This window comes from Nostoc sp. NZL (genome assembly GCF_015714705.1).
GTDB classification, from domain to species: domain Bacteria; phylum Cyanobacteriota; class Cyanobacteriia; order Cyanobacteriales; family Nostocaceae; genus Nostoc; species Nostoc foliaceum_A.
In genome coordinates this window covers 40,256-64,947 of the sequence record NZ_WBKL01000208.1, presented here as the reverse complement: position 1 = coordinate 64,947, position 24,692 = coordinate 40,256, and the positions used below count along the sequence as shown (strand labels likewise).

General features: G+C 40.7%; 21 protein-coding genes. 12 read left to right on the top strand and 9 right to left on the bottom strand.

What is annotated here, in order from left to right; all coding sequences use genetic code 11:
• Positions 1 to 10: 10 nt before the first annotated feature.
• The gene (locus tag F8R90_RS31220) at positions 11 to 1,228 is read right to left on the bottom strand and encodes a glycosyltransferase family 4 protein (protein ID WP_196513948.1); all 1,218 of its coding nucleotides are present in this window, start codon (positions 1,226 to 1,228) and stop codon (positions 11 to 13) included.
• A gap of 848 nt (positions 1,229 to 2,076) precedes the next feature.
• Here F8R90_RS31220 and F8R90_RS31215 point away from each other — a divergent pair.
• Positions 2,077 to 3,060 carry a DUF1517 domain-containing protein gene (locus tag F8R90_RS31215; RefSeq protein WP_190898488.1) on the top strand — a complete coding sequence of 328 codons (984 nt, stop codon included), beginning with the start codon at positions 2,077 to 2,079 and terminating at the stop codon, positions 3,058 to 3,060.
• A 448-nt stretch (positions 3,061 to 3,508) separates the two neighbouring features.
• Entirely contained in the window at positions 3,509 to 3,889 is a 381-nt protein-coding gene (locus F8R90_RS31210; RefSeq protein ID WP_196513947.1) for a calcium-binding protein, read from the top strand.
• A gap of 3 nt (positions 3,890 to 3,892) precedes the next feature.
• Here the strand turns inward: F8R90_RS31210 and F8R90_RS31205 are convergent, their stop codons facing one another.
• The 3 genes from F8R90_RS31205 to folB form a co-directional block, all read right to left on the bottom strand.
• On the bottom strand, positions 3,893 to 4,453 hold the full coding sequence (locus tag F8R90_RS31205; RefSeq protein WP_190898492.1) for a sugar O-acetyltransferase: 561 nt from the start codon (positions 4,451 to 4,453) through the stop codon (positions 3,893 to 3,895).
• A gap of 156 nt (positions 4,454 to 4,609) precedes the next feature.
• Positions 4,610 to 5,893, bottom strand: a complete 1,284-nt coding sequence (locus tag F8R90_RS31200) for a GGDEF domain-containing response regulator (protein ID WP_196513946.1) — start codon at positions 5,891 to 5,893, stop codon at positions 4,610 to 4,612.
• A gap of 791 nt (positions 5,894 to 6,684) precedes the next feature.
• The gene (folB, locus tag F8R90_RS31195; protein WP_190898509.1) at positions 6,685 to 7,053 is read right to left on the bottom strand and encodes a dihydroneopterin aldolase; all 369 of its coding nucleotides are present in this window, start codon (positions 7,051 to 7,053) and stop codon (positions 6,685 to 6,687) included.
• 182 nt (positions 7,054 to 7,235) lie between these two features.
• Here folB and menD point away from each other — a divergent pair, with 182 nt between their 5' ends.
• Positions 7,236 to 8,996 carry a 2-succinyl-5-enolpyruvyl-6-hydroxy-3-cyclohexene-1-carboxylic-acid synthase gene (gene menD, locus F8R90_RS31190; protein WP_196513945.1) on the top strand — a complete coding sequence of 587 codons (1,761 nt, stop codon included), beginning with the start codon at positions 7,236 to 7,238 and terminating at the stop codon, positions 8,994 to 8,996.
• A 64-nt stretch (positions 8,997 to 9,060) separates the two neighbouring features.
• Here menD and F8R90_RS31185 read toward each other — a convergent pair whose 3' ends face one another.
• Together F8R90_RS31185 and F8R90_RS31180 are read right to left on the bottom strand one after the other, a co-directional pair.
• A complete protein-coding gene (locus tag F8R90_RS31185) occupies positions 9,061 to 9,555 on the bottom strand; it encodes a hypothetical protein (protein ID WP_196513944.1) in 495 nt (164 codons plus the stop codon).
• Positions 9,556 to 10,279: 724 nt separating this feature from the next.
• Complete coding sequence (locus F8R90_RS31180; protein ID WP_196513943.1) at positions 10,280 to 11,104, bottom strand: DUF2887 domain-containing protein; 825 nt, start codon at positions 11,102 to 11,104, stop codon at positions 10,280 to 10,282.
• Positions 11,105 to 11,290: 186 nt separating this feature from the next.
• Here F8R90_RS31180 and menB point away from each other — a divergent pair, with 186 nt between their 5' ends.
• Positions 11,291 to 12,124 carry a 1,4-dihydroxy-2-naphthoyl-CoA synthase gene (gene menB, locus F8R90_RS31175; RefSeq protein WP_163936219.1) on the top strand — a complete coding sequence of 278 codons (834 nt, stop codon included), beginning with the start codon at positions 11,291 to 11,293 and terminating at the stop codon, positions 12,122 to 12,124.
• A gap of 127 nt (positions 12,125 to 12,251) precedes the next feature.
• Here menB and F8R90_RS31170 read toward each other — a convergent pair whose 3' ends face one another.
• Positions 12,252 to 12,566 (bottom strand): hypothetical protein, encoded by a 315-nt coding sequence (locus F8R90_RS31170; RefSeq protein ID WP_196513942.1) that lies wholly within the window; start codon positions 12,564 to 12,566, stop codon positions 12,252 to 12,254.
• A 468-nt stretch (positions 12,567 to 13,034) separates the two neighbouring features.
• A complete protein-coding gene (locus F8R90_RS31165) occupies positions 13,035 to 13,574 on the bottom strand; it encodes a DUF721 domain-containing protein (protein WP_196513962.1) in 540 nt (179 codons plus the stop codon).
• A 174-nt stretch (positions 13,575 to 13,748) separates the two neighbouring features.
• Between F8R90_RS31165 and F8R90_RS31160 the strand changes: the two genes are divergently transcribed.
• The 7 genes from F8R90_RS31160 (at position 13,749) to F8R90_RS31130 (ending at position 21,673) form a co-directional block, all read left to right on the top strand.
• Complete coding sequence (locus tag F8R90_RS31160; RefSeq protein ID WP_196513941.1) at positions 13,749 to 15,116, top strand: hypothetical protein; 1,368 nt, start codon at positions 13,749 to 13,751, stop codon at positions 15,114 to 15,116.
• A 269-nt stretch (positions 15,117 to 15,385) separates the two neighbouring features.
• Positions 15,386 to 16,141 carry a PspA/IM30 family protein gene (locus tag F8R90_RS31155; protein ID WP_196513940.1) on the top strand — a complete coding sequence of 252 codons (756 nt, stop codon included), beginning with the start codon at positions 15,386 to 15,388 and terminating at the stop codon, positions 16,139 to 16,141.
• 162 nt (positions 16,142 to 16,303) lie between these two features.
• On the top strand, positions 16,304 to 17,080 hold the full coding sequence (locus F8R90_RS31150; RefSeq protein WP_196513939.1) for a PspA/IM30 family protein: 777 nt from the start codon (positions 16,304 to 16,306) through the stop codon (positions 17,078 to 17,080).
• Between the two features lie 174 nt (positions 17,081 to 17,254).
• Positions 17,255 to 17,590 (top strand): thioredoxin family protein, encoded by a 336-nt coding sequence (locus F8R90_RS31145; RefSeq protein WP_196513961.1) that lies wholly within the window; start codon positions 17,255 to 17,257, stop codon positions 17,588 to 17,590.
• 64 nt (positions 17,591 to 17,654) lie between these two features.
• Complete coding sequence (locus tag F8R90_RS31140) at positions 17,655 to 18,857, top strand: LL-diaminopimelate aminotransferase (protein ID WP_196513960.1); 1,203 nt, start codon at positions 17,655 to 17,657, stop codon at positions 18,855 to 18,857.
• A 412-nt stretch (positions 18,858 to 19,269) separates the two neighbouring features.
• Positions 19,270 to 20,211: an NF038130 family PEP-CTERM protein gene (locus tag F8R90_RS31135; RefSeq protein WP_230967172.1), complete on the top strand. Its 942-nt coding sequence runs from the start codon at positions 19,270 to 19,272 to the stop codon at positions 20,209 to 20,211.
• Between the two features lie 1,039 nt (positions 20,212 to 21,250).
• Entirely contained in the window at positions 21,251 to 21,673 is a 423-nt protein-coding gene (locus tag F8R90_RS31130) for a response regulator (RefSeq protein ID WP_196513937.1), read from the top strand.
• A gap of 21 nt (positions 21,674 to 21,694) precedes the next feature.
• Here F8R90_RS31130 and F8R90_RS31125 read toward each other — a convergent pair whose 3' ends face one another.
• The gene (locus F8R90_RS31125; RefSeq protein ID WP_196513936.1) at positions 21,695 to 21,874 is read right to left on the bottom strand and encodes a hypothetical protein; all 180 of its coding nucleotides are present in this window, start codon (positions 21,872 to 21,874) and stop codon (positions 21,695 to 21,697) included.
• A 654-nt stretch (positions 21,875 to 22,528) separates the two neighbouring features.
• Between F8R90_RS31125 and uvrC the strand changes: the two genes are divergently transcribed.
• Positions 22,529 to 24,406 (top strand): excinuclease ABC subunit UvrC, encoded by a 1,878-nt coding sequence (uvrC, locus tag F8R90_RS31120; RefSeq protein WP_196513935.1) that lies wholly within the window; start codon positions 22,529 to 22,531, stop codon positions 24,404 to 24,406.
• Positions 24,407 to 24,692: the final 286 nt, after the last annotated feature.

Genomic DNA, 24,692 nt, shown 5'->3' with positions numbered 1-24,692 from the left:
CAAAGCTATTTCATCCCTCTGATTTGTACAGCGACCGATGAAGAGTTCTACGCTTGGCTAATTCTTTACCTTTGCGACCGAGTTGTTCACGTAGTTGCTGGTCTTTGCACAACCGATTGAAAGCTTGAAACACTTCATAACCAGAATTGGGGTTAACCAGTATCCCATTTTCTTCATGCTGAACTGTGTCTAGAACACCGCCTAAGCGAGGGGCAATTACAGGCTTACCGAAGTAACTTGCTTCTAAGTAAACGATACCAAAACCCTCCATACTATTAGGCTTAGTATCCAATAACGTCAGCATAGCAAATATGTCGCAAGCTGCATAATAACCTGCTAATTCTCGCTCTGGCACATACCCGACAAAGTGGACGCGCTTATCTACCCGCAAACGATGCGCCAAAGATTTCAGTTCCGATTCACTTGGCCCTTGACCGCAGATTATATAGTGGACATCGACCCCAAAAGTTAGCAATAGTGGGATGTTATCAATTATTTTGTCGAAACCTTTATGTTTTACTAGCCTCCCTACTGAGAGAATAACTATTGCTGTTTCGGGAATATTGTACGCCTGACGCACGCGAACACGTAAATCATCAAGGCTACTGGGACTCGCTACATTATTACCAAATTTTTCTGGTCTGATTATTGGGTTAATGACGTGGGTAGGAGTATCTAATCGGAAAGCAGTTCTGAGATAGTCTCGTGTATAAGAACTGTTACAAACAATACCTTCGGCTCGTTTGAGTGTTAATTTAAATAGCGATCGCAGCACGGGATTGTGTAAAGTACAATGAAGATCATTGCCGTGCAGATAGATAAAAAAGCGAATAGGTAAGAAATAGCTCAATAGTAATAGTGAAGGAAAGTCATAGCCGTGACCCCACTCTATATAACGGTAGTGATAGCGAAAATAGAGTTTGATTGCTAAGACAAATGAGCAGACAATATTTATCAAAGGCTTCAGGATACTTCCCACACAGCCACTACGCCAGTATCTAGGATAAAACCAGCGATACACGGGAAACTGTTGACTTTCATCAAATACTTTATCTCCTGAGCAACTAGCCGCCAGCACAATAACTTGTTCTGGATCTTGGAGACAGCGATTGTAGATATATTCCCCAATTACAGCTTCTTTCGGTAGGAATATCCGGGATATGACTAGGATATCTGGGTATGCAGCTTTGTCTCTGATTTCGGCTGTTAGTTGAGAAATATGTTCCATAATAAAGTTGATAACTTTACTTCAAATAATTTGAATTTATTTACAATTAGAATTAGTTTCAAAGCCATAATTCTTATTTTATTTCTTTTAAAACGAATGTGGTAGACAAATTGGAAGGCTATTTTAAAAGATTAGCCAAGAAGATTGTTTTTTTATTGTGTTGATTTTATTTTTGCTACAAATTTCTCACTAATTGAGAATTTCTGTGCATGATGAACAATAATTAAAAATTAGCACTTGTAGCCAAATTGCTCAGTGAACAGCTGTTGGGAAAATTACGAAATTTAGCTACGTTCAATAGAATATCCTGAATCCTCTTGAATGTTGTGCCAAAATGCCAAAAAATTGGATACATGTTGGATAGCTATCTAGTGTCTGACGGCTCTTACTGATAAGCATCACAGAGACTTTCTAGCCTGCTACGTACAAGTAAATCCAAAGCCGCCAGATGTAATAAATGCTGTGATGATTTAAAAATATCCTCCCACCTTGCGATCAAATAAGTAGCGTAATTATTAAAAAATTAGTCAAAATAATCATTAAAAATTAAAATAATCTGTATAATCCAAGACTGTGGTCTGGAAGTATTAGTGCAAAAAGTAGCAATAATTACCAAATCGTAACTTTCTGTAATTGTAAACATATCTTAAGGTACGGTTCCCCAGTCGAGAAATCCCCCCTGCGATCGCTACCTACCCAGGATGAGACGCGGTAAATTGAATATGTAGCCTTTAAAAGTGAATGCTACAAAGCTTACTAATTAAGGGCTGGCGTTAGCGACAGATCGCAACACTCCTACCAGCATGGAGAGAATTCATAAATAATTCAGTTTTCCAAGCGATTGTATTATGCGTAAAAAACTACAACAAACCATCAAACCGCTGTTAAAAACCTTCTTAGCCCTAGGACTGGTGTTGACTTTGGCTTTTAGTCACGCTGATGGAGCATTAGCGGCCCGCAGTGGAGGTCGGATCGGCGGTGGCTCATTTAGAGCACCTTCCAGCCGCACCTATACACCGCGCACCTATGCACCTCCTGGCGGGGGCGGATACTATCCTGGTGGTGGTTTTGGTGGTGGCTTTGGCTTTCCCTTCCTAATTCCCTTTTGGGGTATTGGAGGAGGATTTGGTGGTCTATTTAGCATCTTAATTTTCTTTGCGATCGCTAATTTCTTAGTGCAAACTTTCCGCCGCGTCTCTAGCGGTGAAAGTGAAGATGTAGGATACAGCAGCAACCCCTCTGTTTCTGTAACTCGTTTGCAAGTAGGTTTGTTAGCTCAAGCCCGCGAATTGCAAAATGAACTCAACCACATTGCTGAAACTGCTGATACTAACACCCCAGAGGGGAGAGCAGAAATTCTGCAAGAAGCCAGTCTAGCTTTACTCCGCCATCCCGAATACTTTGTATATGCAGGTGGTGGAACTCAACAAGCCAGTTTAAATTCAGCTGAAAGTCAGTTTAATCGGCTGTCACTGGCAGAACGCAGCAAGTTTAACGAAGAAACTCTTTCTAACGTCAACAACCAGCTAAGAGCAGCCCTTGCCAAAGATGCTTTACCCCCGGCTGGTGAACTCGACAACCCCACCCGCCTATTTACTGAAGGCCCTGGCGAATACATCATCGTCACCTTACTGGCGGCAACATTAGGTAAGTTTGAAATTCCAACAGCAATTAACAGTGCTGATGATTTGCGTCAAGCTTTGCGGCAAATTGGTAGTATCCCCAGCGAGAAACTTTTGGCAATTGAAGTTCTTTGGACTCCGCAAGCTGAAAATGATACCTTGACATCTGATGATGTGTTGGCAAATTATCCTGATTTGAGACTTGTTTAATCGCTAAGAAATTTCGCGCTAAAGCGCTAAGAAAACCTGGGATCTTGACCCAAAAAATAAATTTCCCCCTAGGGGCAATAACTAGAAAACCGCTTGTCAATGACAGGCGGTTTTTTGTAGAGCTTAGATATACTTAACTATATTTTAGAAAAATTATTCTTAAGTCTTGACAAAACAATTAAAAATGGAAAATTACTTAGAAACTTTAGTTATGGGATACAAAGCTTACTTTAAAAAAGAATTGCTCCGAGACGCATAGCGCGTTAGCGTAGAGGCACGTTCGCGGCAGCGTCTCGCAGAGAAGTGCGGCGCAAGGCGTGCTTGTTCCAAGCCCATTGCTTAAGTCGTGGGATTGAATTTTGAATTTTAAATTTTGAATTTTTAATTCGAGCGAAGCGAGTGACTTTGGTAGTATTATCAAAATGCATTATACGCAAAGCGTTATCTTATGCCTAGTGTTGAACTCGACGAAAACCGAGAGCATCGCATTAAAACAGAGATCATTGTAGATGCTGAAGACAAAGAAGACCGGGCTATGGGTTGGTACTACTACCTCGAAGAGGTTCTGAATTTTCCCTTTGTGGCTAAATGGACTAAGAAGGGACGCAAATCAGGTTCTGTCGAGGATAAACAAGTCGAAGTGCTGGGAATGGCCCCAGATGATGAGTGCTTAAAAGATATGTTTGTAGAAGTGGCTTATATTAACGGTAAGGATGATGATGTATATTCTGCAAAGTTATCTGAAATAACAGCCATTGATGCTGACAGCGAAACTCAAGAAGCGATCGCAGACTGGCTCTATTGGATTTCCAGAGGATATAAGTTTTAAATCCTAGGATAAATATCGAATGACGCGGCAAGGATTACCCGCAGCGACAACATTCTCAGGTATATCTTTGACAACTACACTGCCAGCTCCAATGGTTGTGTTATCACCAATAGTTACACCGGGACAAATAATTGCACTGCCACCAATCCAGACATTATTACCAATGTTAATTGGGGCAGCTAATTCTCTTCCAGAAAGACGAATTTCCGGCTCTGTCGGGTGATAAGCTGTATAAATTTGTACATAAGGAGCGCATAAGACATTTTCACCAATATGAACTGGATTGCAGTCTAAAATTACACAGCCATAGTTCATATACAATCTGTCGCCAGCGAAAATATTACTGCCATAGTCACAGTGAAAAGGTGGCACAATTGATGATTTGTGTCCTATCCTTCCAAATAATTCTTGCAAAATTTGCTGCCGTTGCTCTTGCTGCTCTTCGGTTGTAGAATTGTAGCTTCGCAACAGACGACTAGCTCGCTTATTTTCGGCAGCCAATTCTGGATCTTCTGCTAGATATAATTCGCCTGCGAGCATTTTCTGTTTTTCGGTTTTTTCCATGACAGACTTATGTAGCTCCTCGGTTGTGTAGGATACACATTAGTAGCGGCTAGAGTAGTATATTCCATCCATATAAAAATCGCTATAAATCAAAATTCCAGATAATTGTCAAGAAAATCAGATTAATTTGATTGAAGTGGCAACAGAAAAAACTAATTAACTAAATATGGCATAAGTAGCTTTTCCATCCCGTTTAGCTCGGTACATAGCAATATCAGCATCCCGTAGCAGAGTTGCAGGCTCCTCATAATTACTAAAATTCCAAGTAATACCAATGCTAGCTGTAGTAGATAATTGATATCCATTTATGTTAACTGGCAATTGCAAGGAGTCTTGAATACGTTTAGCAACATTGGTAGCGTCGGTAATGTCTTTGATATCTTCCAAAAGAACAGTAAACTCGTCACCACCAAATCGTGCTACAGTATCGCCACTGCGTAAGCATGACTCTAAGCGTCTAGCGATCGCTACTAAAAAATCATCCCCTGTTCCATGCCCAAAGCGATCGTTAATCTCTTTGAAGCCATCTAAATCCAAAAATAAAACTGCAAAATAATAATCGCTTCTGCGTTTGCTACGCTCAATTGTTTGTCTGAGCCGATCCAAAAATAAAACACGATTAGGTAATGCTGTCAGCCCATCATAAAACGCATTACGGATCAGTTGTGCCTCTGTCTCCTTGCGTTTGGTGATGTCTTGAAAAACTAAAACCGCGCCAGTAATATTGCCATTTTGATCGCGGATGGGTGCAACATTATCTCCAATCGCTATTTCTTTGCCATCTTTGGTAATCAGTGTACAGTTTTCTGGAAAATTCAAAATTTCACCTGCTTCGATTACATGTGTAGCTAAATTTTCAATTGTTTCTCCTACATCTTTGTCAACTAAGTTAACGACTTCTACTAAATCTTTACCGAACGCTTCACTTTGCTTCCAACCAGTGATTATTTCTGCTGTAGGATTCATCATTTCAATACAACCATTTGCATAGGTCACAATCACTGCACAACCCATACTGTTAATAATTGCTGCCAGCTTCTGTTTTTCTTCGTATATTATTTTTTTGCTCTGATGTTTGTACAAAGCCATTTCAATTGCAAAATGTAAATCACTGTCAATAAATGGTTTAACTATATAACTAAAAGGCTCACTTAGCTGATTTTTATGTAATGGTTTATATTCCGAACAATCTGTTAGATACACTACAGGCACATGGAAGTGATTTTGGATAATATCGGCTACGTGTACACCGTCAATTTTCCCATCTAGACATATATCAATTAATACCAAATGTGGCAGAGTTTCTGCTACCTTTTTTATTGCTTCTTCACCAGACTTAGTTGTTTCTGAAACAGAATAGCCTAATTTTTGTAAACTTTTTCTAATATTTGAGGCTAGGATTTTTTCATCCTCAACAACTAGGATTTTGCGGGCGAACATGGTAAAACAACCTGTTTGCTAAGGTTCAGATTTTTGTTTTCAGTGTCAACTCGATCTAAAATTCATTATCTTATCATAAACAATCTCTAACTACTCTGTCTTCTTACTTGATATAAATACTGACTAATGATTAAATAGCCTCATGTTATTAACCTACGATAATTTCTATGTTTGTAAAAGCTAATTCTGATCACTTCACGCGGTTAATATCATGTTATTAACATCAGGCTTAAATTACCATGTAATTACTAGCAATCAAAAAGTTATTTTCAAAAAAGCAATAATTTTTCTGAATAAAATAAATATTCAGTATAGTATTTATGTAAAAATTAATCAAGAATAAATTGTGAACAAATCACAACATCCTACTTTGATCTAAGTTGAGAAAATTAATATAGTGCGTTATATGTAACATAATAGTATCCATTTGCTAGAATACTGCTAAAAATTAAACATTATCTGCAATTAAAGAGTTTTATACCGCTTTGTCTACAAATTGTTTTTGTCTCAGTCGGGGTCGAAATTCCCGTCTGAAACTGTCTTAAATTTTGAATGGCGAGTGAAATGGTATTATTTAGAGCTATTTATCGCTTCTTGATTAATCCGTAATCACAAATCCTGTGCTCTGAAAATATGCAAGTTAAATGCTCATCAGCAGATCACGTGATTTTTTAGTGTTTTGGATATGAGCCGATGCTGGGGGCTATGGCAGAAAATATTCTCTTTGTGAGATACTTCCACACTCCACGGAAACCCCCTCTCTTTGCTAGCTTATGGATAGAAAAAACACTTTAGATATTGGACTTACTTTTAGTAAGTTCAATGCTAATTTTGCCGCCAAAGTCTGGAATAGGTGCAGCAGGTTTACTCAGAATGACTTGGACTTTTGTTACACGATCGCACTCTTGGAGAATAGAATCTGCGATCGTTGCTACCAATTTCTCCACCAAAGCAAACTTAGACGTTTTGATCAGATGTTGTATCAAGCTAATGACGCTGCGATAATCTAAAGTGTCTTCGATCGCGTCAGTCTTGGCCGCTGTGGAGATATCCAACCATAACTTCACATCCACCTCAAACCATTGTCCTAGAACCTGTTCTTCTGGCAGATAACCAGTGTAGCCATAGCCGCGAATTCCTGTTAAATGAATGCAGTCCATAAAAGTTTGAGAGCAAATTGTGCATTTTGTAGAAAGTGGAGTCAGTTTGCTTGGAGATTTTCTTTCCCACAAACTCGCGTGGCGGTGTTGGGTTCCATCTCCGCATTTGTCAAACTTTCCCAGATGGATTTTAAATTGAATTTCCCTAGACAAAATCTAAAATTTAAGATTGTTTTATAGCTATGTTTGATTTAATGCCGATCGCCTATAGGAATGTTAATCAACTTTGGGGTTATATCTTAACAGAGACGCTAAAGCGGTTGGGATTGACTTGTGCCATTATTTGTCCTGGATCGCGCTCTACACCGTTAGCGATCGCCTTTGCTCAACAAGTACCTGAGATTGAAGCGATTTCCATTCTTGATGAACGTTCCGCCGCCTTTTTTGCATTGGGACAAGCTAAAGCAACCGGACGGCCTGTGGTAATTGTTTGCACCTCTGGTACAGCAGGAGCAAATTTTTATCCAGCAGTAATTGAAGCCTCATATAGTGGCGTACCACTGTTGATATTGACCACCGATAGACCACCAGAATTGCGAGATTGTCACTCTGGGCAAACTGTGGATCAATTGAGATTATATGGAAACTACCCAAATTGGCAAACGGAGTTAGCCTTACCCTCCGCCGATATGGGAATGCTAGCTTACCTGCGACAAACGGTAATTCATAGCTGGGAAAGGGCGCAAACTCCTACAAAGGGGCCAGTACACTTGAATATTCCCTTTCGCGATCCCTTAGCACCTGTTCCTGATGGAACTGACTTGAGCTATTTGCAATCACAGTTTCACCCAGAAGACTTTTTCGCTGAAATAGCAAGTACCACGCTATTCCCCATTCCCCATTCCCTATTCTCCATTCCCCAAAAATGGAAAGAATGCGATCGCGGTATCATCATCGCAGGTGTTGCCCAACCGTCGCAACCACAGGAATATTGTAGAGCGATCGCGCGCCTTTCTCAGACTCTCAAATGGCCTGTGCTAGCTGAGGGACTTTCCCCAGTGAGAAATTATGCCGAACTCAACCCTTATTTGATTTCCACTTATGACCTGATTTTGCGAAATCAGCAACTAGCAAAGCAGTTAGCGCCCGAAATGGTGATTCAGGTTGGTGAAATGCCTACAAGTAAAGAACTGCGTAGCTGGATAGATGCAACCCAACCGCGACGCTGGGTAATTGACCCCAGCCATCAAAACCTCGACCCTTTGCATGGAAGGACAACGCATTTACGGATATCTGTAGAAGATATAAAAGCAGAGGAGATAAATTTATCTTTATCCTCAGACTATTTACAGCAATGGTGTGATGCGGAAACTAAGGTTAGGTTAGCTGTTGACCATACGATGGGGAAAATAGATGAAATCATTGAGAGTAAAGCAGCTTGGTTAATTTCTCAGATTTTACCGCCAGGAACGCCTCTGTTTATTGCCAATAGTATGCCTGTGCGGGATGTGGAATATTTCTGGAAACCGAATAATTTAGGAGTGCGATCGCACTTTAACCGGGGTGCAAATGGCATTGATGGCACATTATCCACAGCTTTAGGAATTGCCCATCGCCAGCAAAGTAGTGTGATGTTAACGGGAGATTTAGCTTTGTTGCATGACACCAATGGTTTTTTAATCCGCAATAAGTTTGTGGGACATCTCACGATTGTGTTAATCAACAACAATGGTGGTGGAATTTTTGAAATGCTACCTATTGCCAAGTTTGACCCACCATTTGAAGAATTTTTTGGCACTCCCCAGGATATTGATTTTGCTCAGTTATGCGCTACTTATAATGTGCAGCATGAATTGATTACTTCTTGGCAGCAGTTGCAGCAAAGATTAAACCCACTTCCAAATCATGGGATTAGGGTTTTGGAGGTGCGGACAAATCGCAAACATGATGCTCAGTGGCGAAAAGATAATTTAGGACAGTTTGCGGTGGATATTAAAATTTAACTATTACTTGATAAATGTTGGCTTTTCTTTAATTTTTTTGAAAATTGATTAATTATTACTTACTTTATAATATTAATCTTTTATCTTGAGGTGCAAATTCTATAATTCGTTTAAGTATTATATCTGCTGCACTAAAAAGCGCTTTATTTTTTTCGTCTTCTATATATTGAAATCTTTCTGAAGGTTTTAATCCCTTTATAATAGCTTTTTCTATAAGCTGTTTATACTGTCCTGTAGTAAATAAAAAGGCTTCTTCCTCAATTTGTTTAATTTGATTTCTATTTCTGGTGCGTATGAGTAAAAGAGCCAAGTATTTTTTAGCTTCCACTAATGACTGCTCTATATTATCCAAGTTAGTTTCGGTTGCGGTCGAAAGAGTTGTTAATGTTGCAATACTCTTAATACAACCAGCGTATATATCTTGGAGTTCGGTTCTTTTTTGCCTAGTATTTTGAAAGTAGTTAGAGATAATAGTAATAACTAAATTAGTGATTACGCTAACCATAGCGGTAATACTAGCAAAATATATAGCAGTTAGTGCTGGATTATCTAGTTGCATATAAACTCAACAGATTTTTTGAATAAATAAAAAATTGGAATTGTTTTATTCTAGCAGTGTCAGACACCGCCTGAACTAATACATTAAATTCATATAAATAATACAAAAAATAAATTTTATTTTGCTGGTTTGCGCCTAATACACATTGTTAATTGTATTCTGTGAGTTTTTATCATAAAATATTTATGGGTTATTGCTACTATTAGTGCTGAATAAGAATAAGGTCCCTAAAACACATAGTACTATCAAAATTACAACAGGGAATGGTACAAAATCCCTAAGTATTGAATAGCCCAGAAAAAAAAGAAAGAAAGCTATTGTAGTTTTCAGAAAATCCATAAAATATTATCTTTGATGAGGTGAAATCATGCAATTAACAACAAATATTATATTCTTTATATTTTTAGACTGCAAATTAGCATAAAATAAAAACGGTTTGTGACCTCTGATTGAGTTTATAATCACCCTTCCAAGTTAGCGATCACAATCTCAATCGCTTCCAACTGTTTCAGCGAGAATACTTATACTTCGGCTAAAAGTACCTCAGCAATTTTACCAAATAGTCGTTTTAACAGTCGCAGGAGGAGCGATCGCACTTTTTCTTCCACAGCTTCTGATATACCCGCGTGTCTGCAAATGCTTCTTCGCTACAGAAACTTTATTTGTAGGCATAATTACTTTACGAAGTGTGATCGCTCTCCTCCTCTGCGTCTGTGGGTGAAACTTACCCGCTTACTTCACCTTGTAACCATCCTTCCAAATCAGCAAGAGTAGAGAAATCCAACAAAGCATCACCTAAAGCTTCCAACTGTTCCACCGATAACCCTTGAATCTGAGACAGAAGCGCATCAGGAATATTACCCACGCGCCGATTTAACAGTCTTAAAACGACCTTTCTTTCTCCTTCTTCCTTCGCTTCCCGAATAGCCCGTGGTTCTTCCAAATTCAGTCCTAACATTGCTTGAATCTCCTCTCGACTAAGCTTAGAAAACTTGTAGACGATAATCGTCGTCACTAAATCAATTATCGCTTGCTCCGATTGTTGCCGTGCTTGTTGTAGCAAAAACCGCGCCCCTTCCACTGCTTCGGTTTCAGAAGTAACATTTGTCAGCAACATCAAACCCAATCCCAAAGGTTGTTGTCGCAAATCCCCCAACTCATCCAGATAAACCCGCCTGACTTGAATACTTTCCAGCAAAGCGCGGTGAATCGAAGAGAAAGAAGGTTCCAGGCTGCGAGAAGCAAAAATTATTACTCCAAACCAGTCATCGTAACGAATAGAGTTGCGGTAGAGAAACAAAAACAATTCGCTAAAGAAGCGGTGATATAAGTCTTCGTCCTTCTGAAACTGGACTTCAGCAAAAAAGACGGTTTTGGAAACTGCATTATCGGGAGGTAAAAACACTCCATCAATCCGAAATGCGGTTTCTTTCACCTCAACTGATTCAAACTGGTAGTTTTCCGCTTCTGGGGGTGGTTCATCTACTAATTCAAATAGCAAACCGGGAAATTGCTTAAATAATTTATAGAAGATGGTGTCACGTCGCATTTTTATTCCTCAACACCCAGACAATTACAAGATTGTAAAGGCTTAAGACACGAATTTTAGCGTAGGCGTAGCCCACACTTCTCTACGAGACGCTCCGCGAACGACCTAGCTCAGTGACCACCGCAGGTATCGCATGTCCCTGCGTCCGCGATAAAATTCTCAAGCACAACACCGCACTCCATACCAATGCAAATTAACTGGCAAACGGCCAAAACCTACGAAGACATCCTGTATCAAAAAACCGATGGCATTGCAAAAATCACCATCAACCGTCCCCATAAACGCAATGCTTTCCGTCCTGAAACAGTCTTTGAACTGTACGACGCTTTCTGTAATGCTCGTGAAGATACTACTATTGGTGTTGTCTTATTTACGGGCTATGGCCCACACACTGATGGCAAATATGCTTTCTGTTCTGGTGGCGATCAAAGTGTGCGGGGACATGCGGGTTATGTGGATGATACTGGCATCCCTCGCTTGAATGTGCTGGACTTACAACGCCTGATTCGTTCCATGCCAAAAGTGGTGATTGCTTTAGTAGCTGGATATGCGATCGGTGGTGGACATGTCCTACACTTAATTTGCGACCTTACCATTGCTGCTGATAACGCCATTTTCGGACAGACTGGCCCCAAAGTAGGCAGTTTCGACGGTGGTTTTGGAGCCAGCTATCTCGCCCGCATCGTCGGGCAAAAAAAAGCTAGAGAAATTTGGTTTCTCTGCCGCCAATATGATGCACAACAAGCGCTAGAAATGGGCTTAATTAATTGTGTCGTCCCAGTCGAACAACTAGAAGCGGAAGGTATTCAATGGGCGCAGGAGATTTTAGAAAAAAGTCCGATCGCAATTCGATGTCTCAAAGCCGCATTCAACGCTGATTGTGACGGACAAGCTGGTTTACAAGAACTCGCTGGCAATGCCACCCTACTCTATTACATGACAGAAGAGGGGTCTGAGGGCAAACAAGCGTTTCTCGAAAAGCGGCCACCAGATTTCCGCTCTTTTCCTTGGTTACCTTAAAACTGCAAAAATCGCACCTCACTAAAGGGTGCGATTTTTGTAGATGTCAACGTTTACAGCACTAAAAATCTTAAAAACAAATCTTATCTTAAGCAAACTACAAAATCAGTTCAGTAATAATGGATGACTAAATAACCACTGCTTTATTCTTTACCTGTTCAGATACAGAGGCAGCTATTTCCTCTACAGGGGCAAGAGCAGCATTTTCTAAATCTGAGGCTAAGGAGTGAGAAGATGTTAAAACTGGGGCAGCATCTGGCAAACTCCAAGCATCTTCCAAGGTTTCCCAAGAAGGTGCAAAAGGTGGAAGCGCCAAAGAGCAAGCTTTCCAAGTTGCTTGAACTGGTGCTCCCAATTGCTGGCATGTTCCGCCACGGCGACCCTCTGGCTGGTAATGACGGCAATATCTACAGGCAGATGCTAAAAATTTAATGGGTTTCATTTGGATTCATCTTTAGTGCCGTTTCCGGCTGAATTTCATCCTTATATTTTGCTTCTATATATAAAGACGGATAAAAGCCAAAAAGCCATTGTTTTCTATAGGTTCCAGCGATCCCGACGAAAAAATAAACTTTAGGATATTTTTATATTCTTGTTATATTTTTAAATAATGCTTAGAGTGGTTGCCTATAGATATTGGCTAAAACTTATTAGGGATCAAGACTAAAACCAAAGCTTTTGATTTCTCTAGCCTTTTAACTTCCTCCTTAAGGATAGCTTAAGGCAGATAATTTCAGATAAATTGTCTGCTTTTGATACCACATTAGGCATATTTTAGCAGTGAAATACATTTTTTCTTAAGAATCAGAACTATTTTGTGTAGCAGTAACAAGTTACTTTAGGATAAATTCTGCTCAACGAATAATCGCTAAACTATTTAGCTTTTAATTTAGGTTAGGACTGATTCCCTTCAAAACTGTTTAGCCGCACAGACAGAACAGACTTCCCAACGCTGGAGTTCGCCGGGCGGGGTGGGAGATTGACACTGGGGACAAAGGGGTAAGCCATGCGATCGCGATCGCATGATCCTCGTCCAATGCCCAAAAGCAGCATTTACATCCTTAGTGGGTGTAACATCAGGGCGGCTAATCTCATCACCAAGGTAACTGGGATGCTCATGAGGCGAAACCGTTTGTTGCTGTTTTCTCTCCACCGATGGATTCTGCCAGTTAGCAGTAGAGAAGCGAATATCAACCAAAGGTGTTGGCAGGTTTTTATTCAACTTTAAAAGCAGAGACGAGCGGCCAAAAGTCAGGTTTTGCGCCCAAGCAGCACTAGAAGTTGCTACCGACAAAACATCGCGCTGAATCGATAATGGTCGAGTATTGGCGGCAACCACTGGGCCAACAACTTCTGGCCAAAACTTGAGCAGGCGTTGAAATGGTTGCTCCTGCCATTTAGCCTGCTTTTCTAGAACCCATAAAATATCATTAATTGATTTCAACGACATCATTCAAAGTGCTGAGTGCTGAGTGAGGAGCAAGGGAGAAGAGTTTTCCCCTCTGGAAGAGCAGCATCCTACCTGCCCCTATGCCCAGTCTATCTATTTAGATAATTTTCGCTACTATTGTCACAAATATATCTAAAGTTAATTTCAGCAGTCTACGTTTGAGGCACAGAGACAATGACTCAAAACCCCCTGAACGATTCCGGTACTCAATCATCTAAAACACCTGGGTTGAAACCAGCACTAGCAGCAGCACTAGCGAGTTTAGAGGTGCCGCTAGATCAAGAGTTAGCTCGGTACCGACGCACGCGAACTGGTTTGATGTCATCAAAACAGTCCCGTGTCGCAAGTTACATGAGCAGTCAACCCCAGCCGTTGAATGCCATCTCTACAGCATCGGGCACAACTCAGTCATCAGTAACGGAAATCAAAACCAACGTGCCGCCTGCATCTGTACCCGTGAATCATCAGGTAACCCCAGCGCCAGCTACGGCAAAAATTGACGTACCACCCGCATCTTCTGTAGCTGCGAATCCTCAAAAAAACCCAGCGTTAGCTACGGCAAAAACTGAGGAACTAAATAATTTCAATGTGCCCTCCACCTCAGATTCTGCTAAAACACAAACTCAACTTCCACCGCCGCCGCCCAACTTTAGTAGCAGCATTGTGCCAGCAGTTGTTAAAGATACTAAGAGCGAAAATCTCTTACAGCCAGATGACGCCCCTAAGCACCCAGATGACTATTTGGAATCCAGTGAAGCACTGCTGCGAAGTCTGACAGAAGAACAACCAGAAACTAAGAAACCAAGCAGCAATTCTAGCGATAGTCTGCTATCACCTTTGGGTATCGGCTCAATGTTGCTGCTTTTGGTGGCGAGTCTTACCTTGGGTTATGTAGTGTTCAATCCCAAAAGCTTGTCACAATGGAATTTAGCCAATTTGTTTAACGGTAACTCGTCTTCTGCACCAGAAAATACTGAAGAAGTCGGGAGTAATATCCAACCTCAGAGCCAGCCACCAAGCACATCTATACCCAAGTATCCCAATCTAGCTGCTAAAGAGTTTCCTGAGGTGAGAGACCCCAATGATGTAGTTGGCTTAAAACCAAAAGTCCAACCAACCCTCGCAGTAGTACCTAATCCAGTCGTTCCCCAAAACCCCGCAAATCCACAAGCGGCATTGCCTGAACCCAACACAGCCCTAAAACCGACAAATCCGATTGCTTTAGCACCAGTACCGACGCTACAGCCTTTGCCTCCCCTAAATTTGCCTCCCACTTCACCGCCAAAAACCTCGCCCAGCCAAATCGCAACCTCACCAAAGCCGGATGCAGAAATCAAACCAGCAACAGATGGGTTCTATCATGTAGTGATAGATAATAAAGACGCGGCTTTAGCCTCAGCACGGCAAGTAATTCCCGATGCTTATTTATCACCCAACAAAGAATTGGTTTATTTGGGTGCTTTTAAGACTAAAGAGCAAGTACAACAACATTTGAAATTGTTACAGGCAAGGGGAATCAAGGCACGGATTCAGCAGCCATAAGTTGCAAAAATCTACGATACGATGAGATAACAGTCCTCAGTCATGAGTGCTGAGTCCTGCGTAAACAGGACATGGGTACAGGAGGACACGAGGACATTTTAATTATCCGCGTTGCCGCATTTACTACTTTCCGCGTCCTTTTGGTAAAGTCAGGAGTTTTAATACTCAGCACTAAGTTTAGTTGGGATGTGGCATCTACATAATCTGCGGTGATGAGTAATTATCAAAACTCATTACTCAGCACTGAATTTCGTGAATGGAGAGCCGACATGGAATTAATCAAGCGTATCCTGCGGGTGATTCGCGCTAATCTCAATAGTTTGATCGGCAGTGCAGAAGATCCAGAAAAGATTCTGGAGCAAACTGTCTTGGAAATGCAGGAAAATCTGGTGCGGTTGCGGCAGGGTGTAGCACAAGCGATCGCTACCCAGAAACGCACCGAACGACAGGCAGCGGCTGCCCAGTCTCAAACAGAAGAATGGTATCGCCGCGCTCAATTGGCCTTGCAACAAGGCAGCGAACCTCTAGCACGGGAAGCTTTGACTAAGCGCCAAGCCTATAAAGAAACCACTACAGCCCTCTTTTCCCAGATAGAGCAGCAAAACGATATAGTAGCTAGGCTAAAAAAGGATATGCGATCGCTAGAGTTAAAAATTTCCGAGGCGAAAACAAAAAAAGATATGTATATTGCTCGCGCCCGTTCTGCCGAAGCGTCTTATCGCCTCCAAGAAATGCTTGGCGGAGCTTCTACCACCAGTAGTCTGAGCGCTTTTGAGCGGATGGAAGAAAAAGTTTCGCAAATAGAAGCTAAATCAGAAGCGATCGCTCAACTTAGCAGCGACGACTTGGAAACACAATTTACTTCTTTGGAATCTACTAATGATGTGGATGCCGAATTGGCAGCAATGAAGGTGCAGGCTTTAAACGGGGCAGAAAACATACAGCACAACAGTCTCCTCAGTCAGGAGAACCCGAAGACAGAGCCGCCTCCCCAACAGCAGTTACCTAAAACTCAGGACTCTTGAAGTTCTGCTAATGACCCCACTTTGGAGATATCTTAACAATTAAGAGCTGTTAGAAGGTACTGATTCAAACTGGAAAGATTACATTGAAATAGGTAGCTATTAAAAAGTAAAAAAGCTAACTGTCCAACAAAAAGCGTAAACCACACAAGGAAAAACAAAGTTATGGGATTATTCGATCGCATTAAGCGAGTAGTTAGTTCTAACCTCAACGACCTGGTTAACAAAGCCGAAGACCCTGAAAAAATGCTAGAACAAGCCATCCTGGAAATGCAGGAAGACTTGGTTCAGTTGCGTCAGGGAGTAGCCCAGGCGATCGCCGCCCAAAAACGCAGTGAGAAACAGTACAATGATGCCCAAAATGAAATCAATAAGTGGCAACGCAATGCCCAACTGGCCCTGCAAAAAGGTGATGAGAACTTAGCGCGACAAGCTCTAGAGCGCAAAAAAACTTATACTGACACCAGCGCCGCCCTCAAATCTAGTTTAGATACCCAAAGCACTCAAGTTGAAACCCTCAAGCGCAACTTAATCCAGCTGGAAAGCAAGATTTCTGAAGCTAAAACCAAGAAAGAAATGCTCAAAGCTAGAATCACCACTGCCAAAGCCCAAGAACAACTTCAAGGCATGGTGCGGGGGATGAATACCAGCAGTGCAATGTCTGCCTTCGAGCGGATGGAAGAAAAAGTCTTGATGCAAGAAGCCAGGGCCCAGGCACAAGGAGAGTTAGCAGGTGCAGATTTAGAAACCCAATTTGCCCAGTTGGAAGGTGGTAGCGATGTTGATGATGAATTGGCAGCTTTGAAAGCGCAAATGCTACCACCTGCTACTCCAGTAACTCAAGCACAACTGCCACCGCAACAAGAAACCACTCCTCCTAAGTCTAATGAGGTGGTTGATGCCGAGTTGGATTCCCTACGCAAGCAATTGGATCAACTGTAAAATTGGTAGAAAACTTAATTGAGCTAGTCCCACACCTATTGGCTGTGGGATTTTGCGTCATTCGTCAATAGTTAACAATCAAAATAACTATGAATTATTGACTATGGACTATTGACTACTTTGGGATAAAGTATTGTGTGTGCCAAATTTGATCGCCACCCGATGGAGACTGCAATGAGTAAGGCTGTAATCACCATAACTGATGCTGAGTTTGAAACAGAAGTGTTAAAAGCTGAACAGCCTGTGTTAGTTTACTTTTGGGCTTCCTGGTGTGGGCCTTGTCAATTGATGTCCCCCCTAATTAACTCAGCTGCTATCAAATATAGCGATCGCCTCAAAATCGTTAAAATGGAAATTGACCCCAACCCACTCACTGTTAAGCAGTACCAAGTGGAAGGTGTACCAGCTCTAAGACTATTTCAAGGACAAGAAGTTTTGATCTCCACTGAGGGAGTCATCGGCAAAGAGAAATTACTTGCTCTTTTAGATACACACTTAAATAGTAATTAGTTAAAAGTTCATAGTCCAAATGACTAAATAACTAATGACTAATGACTAATGACTAATGACTAACATGCAATTTGCAAAACGTTTACAACCCCTGCAATCTAATGTATTTGCTGATATGGACAGAGCCAAGGCAATCGCTTTGGCTGCTGGACAACAAGTAATTGATTTGTCGTTGGGGTCTTCTGATTTACCAGCCGAGGCACATGTCATCGAGGCGATCGCCGAATCTCTTCACGATCGCAGTACCCACGGCTATCTGTTGTTTAACGGTACCCAAGGATTTCGCCAAGCCGCAGCCAACTGGTACGAACAAAAATTTGGACTCAAAGTCGATCCCCAAACTGAGGTACTACCTCTGATTGGTTCTCAAGAAGGCACTGCCCATTTACCCCTAGCAATACTCAATCCAGGAGATTTCGCTCTCTTGCTCGATCCAGGATATCCCTCCCATGCTGGGGGAGTTTATTTAGCTAGTGGTCAAATCTATCCGATGCCACTACGAGCAGAAAACGGTTTTTTACCTGTGTTTGCTGACATTCCCGCCCCAGTCTTGGCCCAGTCGCGCATGATGGTATTAAGTTATCCTCATAATCCCACTGCTGCGATCGCTCCTTTATCTTTCTTCCAAGAAGCTGTCGCATTTTGTCAGCAACACAATCTCGCCCTAGTTCATGATTTCCCCTACGTAGATTTAGTATTTGAGCGGACTGGGGAGCAAAAAAATTCTTCTCCCAATCCAAAATCCTTAGTACCTTCAATTCTGCAAGCTGATCCAGAGAAAAGCGTCTCAATTGAATTTTTTACCCTTTCCAAGTCCTACAATATGGGCGGCTTCCGTATTGGCTACGCCATCGGTAATGCTGAGTTAATTAACGCCTTACGTCAAGTAAAAGCCGCTGTTGATTTTAATCAGTATCGGGGAATTTTGAATGGTGCGATCGCTGCTCTAACTGGGCCTCAAGCTGGGGTAGAATCTGCTGTCGCTACCTTCCAGCAGCGCCGTGATGCTTTTATCAGTGCTTTACACCGCATTGGCTGGAACGTTCCTACTCCCAAAGCCACAATGTACATCTGGGCAAAATTGCCTTCACCTTGGAATCAAAACTCCATAAAATTTTGTACCCAGCTAGTCAAACAAACTGGTGTAGCTGCTTCCCCAGGTGCTGGCTTTGGCAAATCTGGAGAAGGGTATGTCCGTTTTGCCTTGGTGCATGAGCCACCTTTGTTAGAAACTGCTGTGGAAAGAATTGCCCAATTCCTTCATTGATTTTCTTCTCAAACTAAACGCTAAGGATTTTTGGCGGCAAAGTCCACGAATAGAACATGCGGTAGGGGTGCACATTTGTGCGTCCTTACTAATCACTGTATTATACTGTACATCAAAATATTATATTATTTTTTATACAATATATTTTAAAGAAAATATGTAATTCGACGTATAAAAGCATCAAAATATTCTTCATTTTTTTATTGATAATCAGAAGGAACTTTACCCAATCAAGTCTCCCCGTTTCTTAAACTAGGTTTGTACGCTCAGATACCAAAGATGGCTAACAATGCAGGTCGCGTTTTTAAGCAGCCGTATTGCCAAAAAGCCTGTAGTCAAGACAGCCCAAGCCTAAAAACGGCAGTAGTTTAAAACTTAACTTCCAAACTGACAGAGACTTGAAAAAATGAAGATGACTTTTCAGAAACTTGTAATTGGTGCCTCAATGGCTATTGGTGTGAGCGCTCTTGCCACTGTACCAGCACAAGCTGGAACACTCACTGGTGCTATTATCGGTGGAACAGCAGCAAGTGATTATTCTGTCTATGATGTGTCAGGTAACAGTACTGTACTTGTGCCAAGTACCCAAACAAACGTCCAGAAAGTTCTGGATGGTAATGCTACAAATCCCACTGGAAACGTAGAGTTACGAGCCACCACTGAGCAGCCTGGTTTTGATTTCACCAAAAATACCACCTTGACGGGGCAAATTGGTGGCAAAAGTATTACTCTGAGCAGTCTGACAGCAACAGATTGGTTTACTACTGGGTCAGGAATGAGTACAAGCTATGGAGCAAATAACTTTGCAAATACCTGGTTTAACGAATTTTATAATGCAGCTGGTCTAGCAAACAATGAATCTGCAATTAAATTGGCAATAGGACTACCAAGTTTTACTCCTAGCTCGGTTATCCGCCAGCTAGCCTTTAATGCGTTTTATGGTATAAGTGGTTTCCAACGCTCCAGCGACCCTAATATCTCTTACGTTAATCAAAATGACACCACTGGCGAAATTAAAATTGGGTTAGCTGGTCACTTCAATTTAAAAGATTACTATGCTCCTCTATTAGGAGGCTTTGGTAATTTTCTCAAAAATGGATTCCAAGCCAGTGAAGTTGTTAAAGTTACCTACAATGACAAGACTGATTTCCTTTACAGCTTTTCTGCTACCAAAAGTGAGCTAACGAACAGTTTAGGATCAGGTGCTGATAAATTTTCTCATAGTGGCAACTATGAAGTTAGCATAAAAGGTGTGCCTCCCGCAGCAGTGCCAGAACCATCAATAATCCTCGGTCTGCTGGGTGTTGCTGGTGTGTTTGCTACCCAACGCAAATTTAAAAAAGCATCTATTTAACCTGAGTTCGGGATAAGAAATCCTCAAAACCCCTGATTTAACATTGTTTGGTTTGAAGCTCTGTTTTAATCTATTCTCAATAAGGCATATTATTGAGGTTAGTCTCTTTTGTGAACCTTATTGACAAAATGATTCTACTTCAATAGCTTCTTTTATCACTTAGAGTTTTGCTCAATCCTTGGAGAATAAGCTTTTTAGCTTTTGGCTTAACCCGAACTCAGGTTATTTAAGATTACGGGTTCAAAATTACAAATAAAAAAGGGAGCTAACAGCTCCCTTTTTTTATGAATACTTTCTTCTAGCTATAGCAATCCATTTTGATTTCTGAACTTACTTGCGTCAGCAAGCAATAGGCAACGGGAAAGAAGGTTTTTTAAATTGGGCTGAGTTTTTTCAAAAATCAAATATGAGTCCTATATTTACAAAAATATTTACAACAAACCGTTTGTAAGGGTCAACATATCTACACCACTACCAACATATTTGTAACGCAATTTCGCAAAATGGTATGGCTTACCTTAACATCCAGATGTAAACTGTTTTTAGAAAGGCAATTAGTCTACCATTAGTTATATATATGTCAGCTTAAATAACCGTCATTGCAACCGTTTGCAAGTACTTCTGCTAAAGAAGGGAAGCAATCCCAAAAACTTTGTGATTGCTAGCCTACGGGAATGCCAAAGGCGAACGTTTTACTTCGTTACACTCGCAATCATAAATGATAAGTAATTAGCTGGGCTTGATATTACAGTACTACTTAAGTAGTTTCACGCATAAAGCTTGGACAGTTCAATTTTTAAAAGTAGTAGTTTATTTAATACTATAAGTTGTAAAAATCTCGTAAAGAAAAGATTAATATTTAATTAATATTATATTTAAGCATACTATTATTAAGTATTGGAGTGCCTCTAAATTTAATTTATTAATATCTTTGACTAGATTATATAAGCCAAATTTCTATTGGTTTAATAGTTTAAATGCACTACCGTTCTAGTTTATGGCAAAAAGTGTTGGTTTTTACATAAGATAATAGATAGCAATGACAGCACGATTATTCAATATAGACCAGCCATTGCGCTCACACAAAGTTAGACGAGTTTTGCTAGTTGAAGACCATTATCTCAATAGGTTGTTACTGACTGACTATCTAAATTATTGTGGGTACGATGTCCAAAGCTTATCAGAAGGGTCTGCTTTTTTCTCGACTATAGAGAAATTTCAACCAGATTTAATGTTATTAGACTTGAAACTGCCAGATATTGATGGTTATTCACTCTTAAAACAAGTCCAGCAAAAACCTGATTTGTCAAAAATACCTATCATTGTAGTTTCAGCTTTTGCTTTTAAAGCAGATCAAGAACTAGCTCTGAGTTTGGGCGCACGCCGCTATTTTGTTAAACCTCTAAAACTCAAGGAGCTTATACTTACAATCGAAGAAGAGTTGACTTGTCTTCACAGATAAACTTTTCTGTTGGGCGTTCATTTATTCAGATTTTTGCTCTGCAATGAACTCTTCAACTCGCTCACTAATATGTTGTATAGAACTACCAATCTTTGAAATTTTATGTTGTACTTGTGCCAACAACAAAACTGCTGTTTGTAGCTCATTGAGCGTTTCAGCCATAGCTTCCCGGTACTGGGCTTCAAAGTCTTGCAAATTCATAGTTTAGCTGTTGAATGAAATTATTATAATTGCTATATTTCCAATCATATTCATAAATTTAACTTACTAAATCCGTTAAATCGCTTAACATTATAAGTTCATCTAAAAGCCAGAATTATTGTTCAACAACAATTTTTATATGACATTTATATAATCGATATTTAAAAGAATAATTAACTTTAATAATAAAAATAAAAGCTTAACTAAATCAATAAAAAATAATTTGTATATAAAAATGAATTTTCAAATAAGAAAAGTTTATCGATTTTAAAATCTTAATTATAGATTCAAAAAGCCAAGTTTTTATTCTGACAGTACTAGCCGCGGAATGAAGACAAACTTTCGTCTGCTCCAAAGTGTTGATGCTTACAGCAGGGCATCTAGTACGCTGTGGCAGAAGTTACATAGTTTTATTTAAAAAGGGGATTGTATCCCCAGCCTTGTTAATTGAGATGGTAGCTGGATTTACGCCATGCTTGCTGTACTAGGTCGGAAACCAAGCCCCCCTGCGGGAAAGCCGCAGAAACGTCTATAGACTTCTCTGTGTGTGGACTAAAAGCCTGCCTACTTTATATTTACTTGATAATAACTCTGTTAAATCGGCACGAAAAAATAATTTTTCTTAAAATAGAGAAAGATTACCTAATTTTGGTTGTGACAATATCTACTCAAATTTTACCACTGGTTAAAGAGCCAGAACGACTGGAAAATCGTCTAGCCGAAATTCCACCGGAACCGGGGGTTTATTTCATGCGGGACAGGAGCGATCGCATTATATATATAGGTAAATCACGTAAGTTGCGATCGCGTGTCCGTTCCTATTTTCGAGATGGCTACAACAAGACTGAACGCATAGCCACGATGGTTAAGTTGGTGACAGAAATTGAATTCATTGTCACTGATACTGAAGCCGAAGCCCTAGCGCTAGAAGCCAATTTGATCAAGCAGCACCAACCATACTTTAATGTGCTGCTCAAAGATGATAAAAAATATCCCTATCTCTGCATCACTTGGTCAGAAGATTATCCTCGAATTTTTATTACCCGTAAACGCCAATTTGGCAAAGAAAAGGATAAATTTTACGGGCCTTATACTGATGCTGGTTTATTGCGAGAGATTGTCCGCATCTGCAAGCGGATCTTTCCACAGCGACAACGACCTCAACCACTTTTTAAAGACCGTCCTTGCTTAAATTATGATTTAGGGCGTTGTCCGGGCGTGTGTCAACAGATGATTTCACCAGAAGAATATCGCAAAATTGTGCAAAAAATAGCGATGGTCTTCCAAGGGCGAACTCAGGAACTGATTGATATTTTGACTCAACAGATGAACGCAGCAGCTGAGGCGCTAAACTTTGAGTCAGCAGCGCGGATTCGCGATCAAATTTCTGGATTAAAGTCGCTGACGGCTGACCAAAAAGTTTCCTTACCAGATGATACAGTTTCACGAGATGCGATCGCACTGGCAGCCAACGAACAGCACGCCTGTATTCAACTATTCCAGATTCGCGCTGGGCAATTAGTAGGACGTTTAGCCTTTGTGGCGGATGCTCATGCAGAACCGGGAGCTATTTTACAACGAGCTTTAGAAGAACATTACCAAACTGCTGACTCAGTGGAAATACCTTTAGAAATTTTGGTGCAGCATGATTTACCAGATGGCGAGATATTGGCAGATGTCTTAACTCAACGTAAAGGCAAAAAAGTCACAATTTTGACTCCTTTACGGCAAACTAAGGCAGAATTAATTGAGATGGTAGAGCGAAATGCCCAGTATGAATTGCAAAGAATGCAAAAATTTGGCGATCGCAATCACCAAGCAATGCAAGATTTAGCAGCCATTCTCGATTTACCAGATGTACCCCACCGCATCGAAGGTTATGACATTTCCCATATTCAAGGGTCAAATGCTGTAGCTTCCCAAGTTGTGTTTATCGACGGTTTACCCGCCAAACAGCACTATCGCCACTACAAAATAAAAAATCCCACTGTAACGGCGGGACATTCAGATGATTTTGCTAGTCTTGCTGAAGTTATTGGGCGGCGGTTCCGCAAGTATGGGGAAGATACACAGTTGTCACGTTTGGGTAATCCAGATTGGCCTGATTTAATCATGATTGATGGCGGTAAAGGTCAATTATCATCAGTTGTCGCCGTTTTGCAAGAGATGAATTTATTAGAAGACTTGCGAGTTGTAAGTTTAGCGAAGCAGCGAGAAGAGATTTTTTTACCGGGAGAATCTAAACCCTTGACAACTGATGCAGAACAACCAGGGGTGCAATTGTTGCGGCGGTTGCGGGATGAAGCGCATCGATTTGCAGTGAGTTTCCATCGTCAGCAACGCAGTGATAAATTGAAGCGATCGCGTTTAGATGAAATTCCTGGCTTAGGACATCATCGACAAAAGCAGCTACTAGGGCATTTTCGCTCAGTTGATTATATTCGGCAAGCAACAACCCCACAACTCGCTGAGGTTCCAGGAATCGGGCCGCGTTTAGCTCAAGAAATTTACGATTATTTTCATCCTGCTTGAGGAGATTAGTACAACACGGCGTAAATCCAGTTACCATCTCAACAAGACTTGGGGTTTAAACAAGGGGCAAAATCCCCTTGTTTAAGGTAGGTAAACTTCTGCCATAGTTTACTAGTTCCACTCTTACAGATGATTTAATTAAGGTTGTCTGTGAGAATTTAAGCTGTATAGAAACCGTAAATTTACGGTCTTTGATAAGTGCGGTAGTTTTGATTAAATTATCTCACCACAATTTAATCTCATAAATCTTGTTAGCGAATATTAACTAAATCTTAAGATAAATATT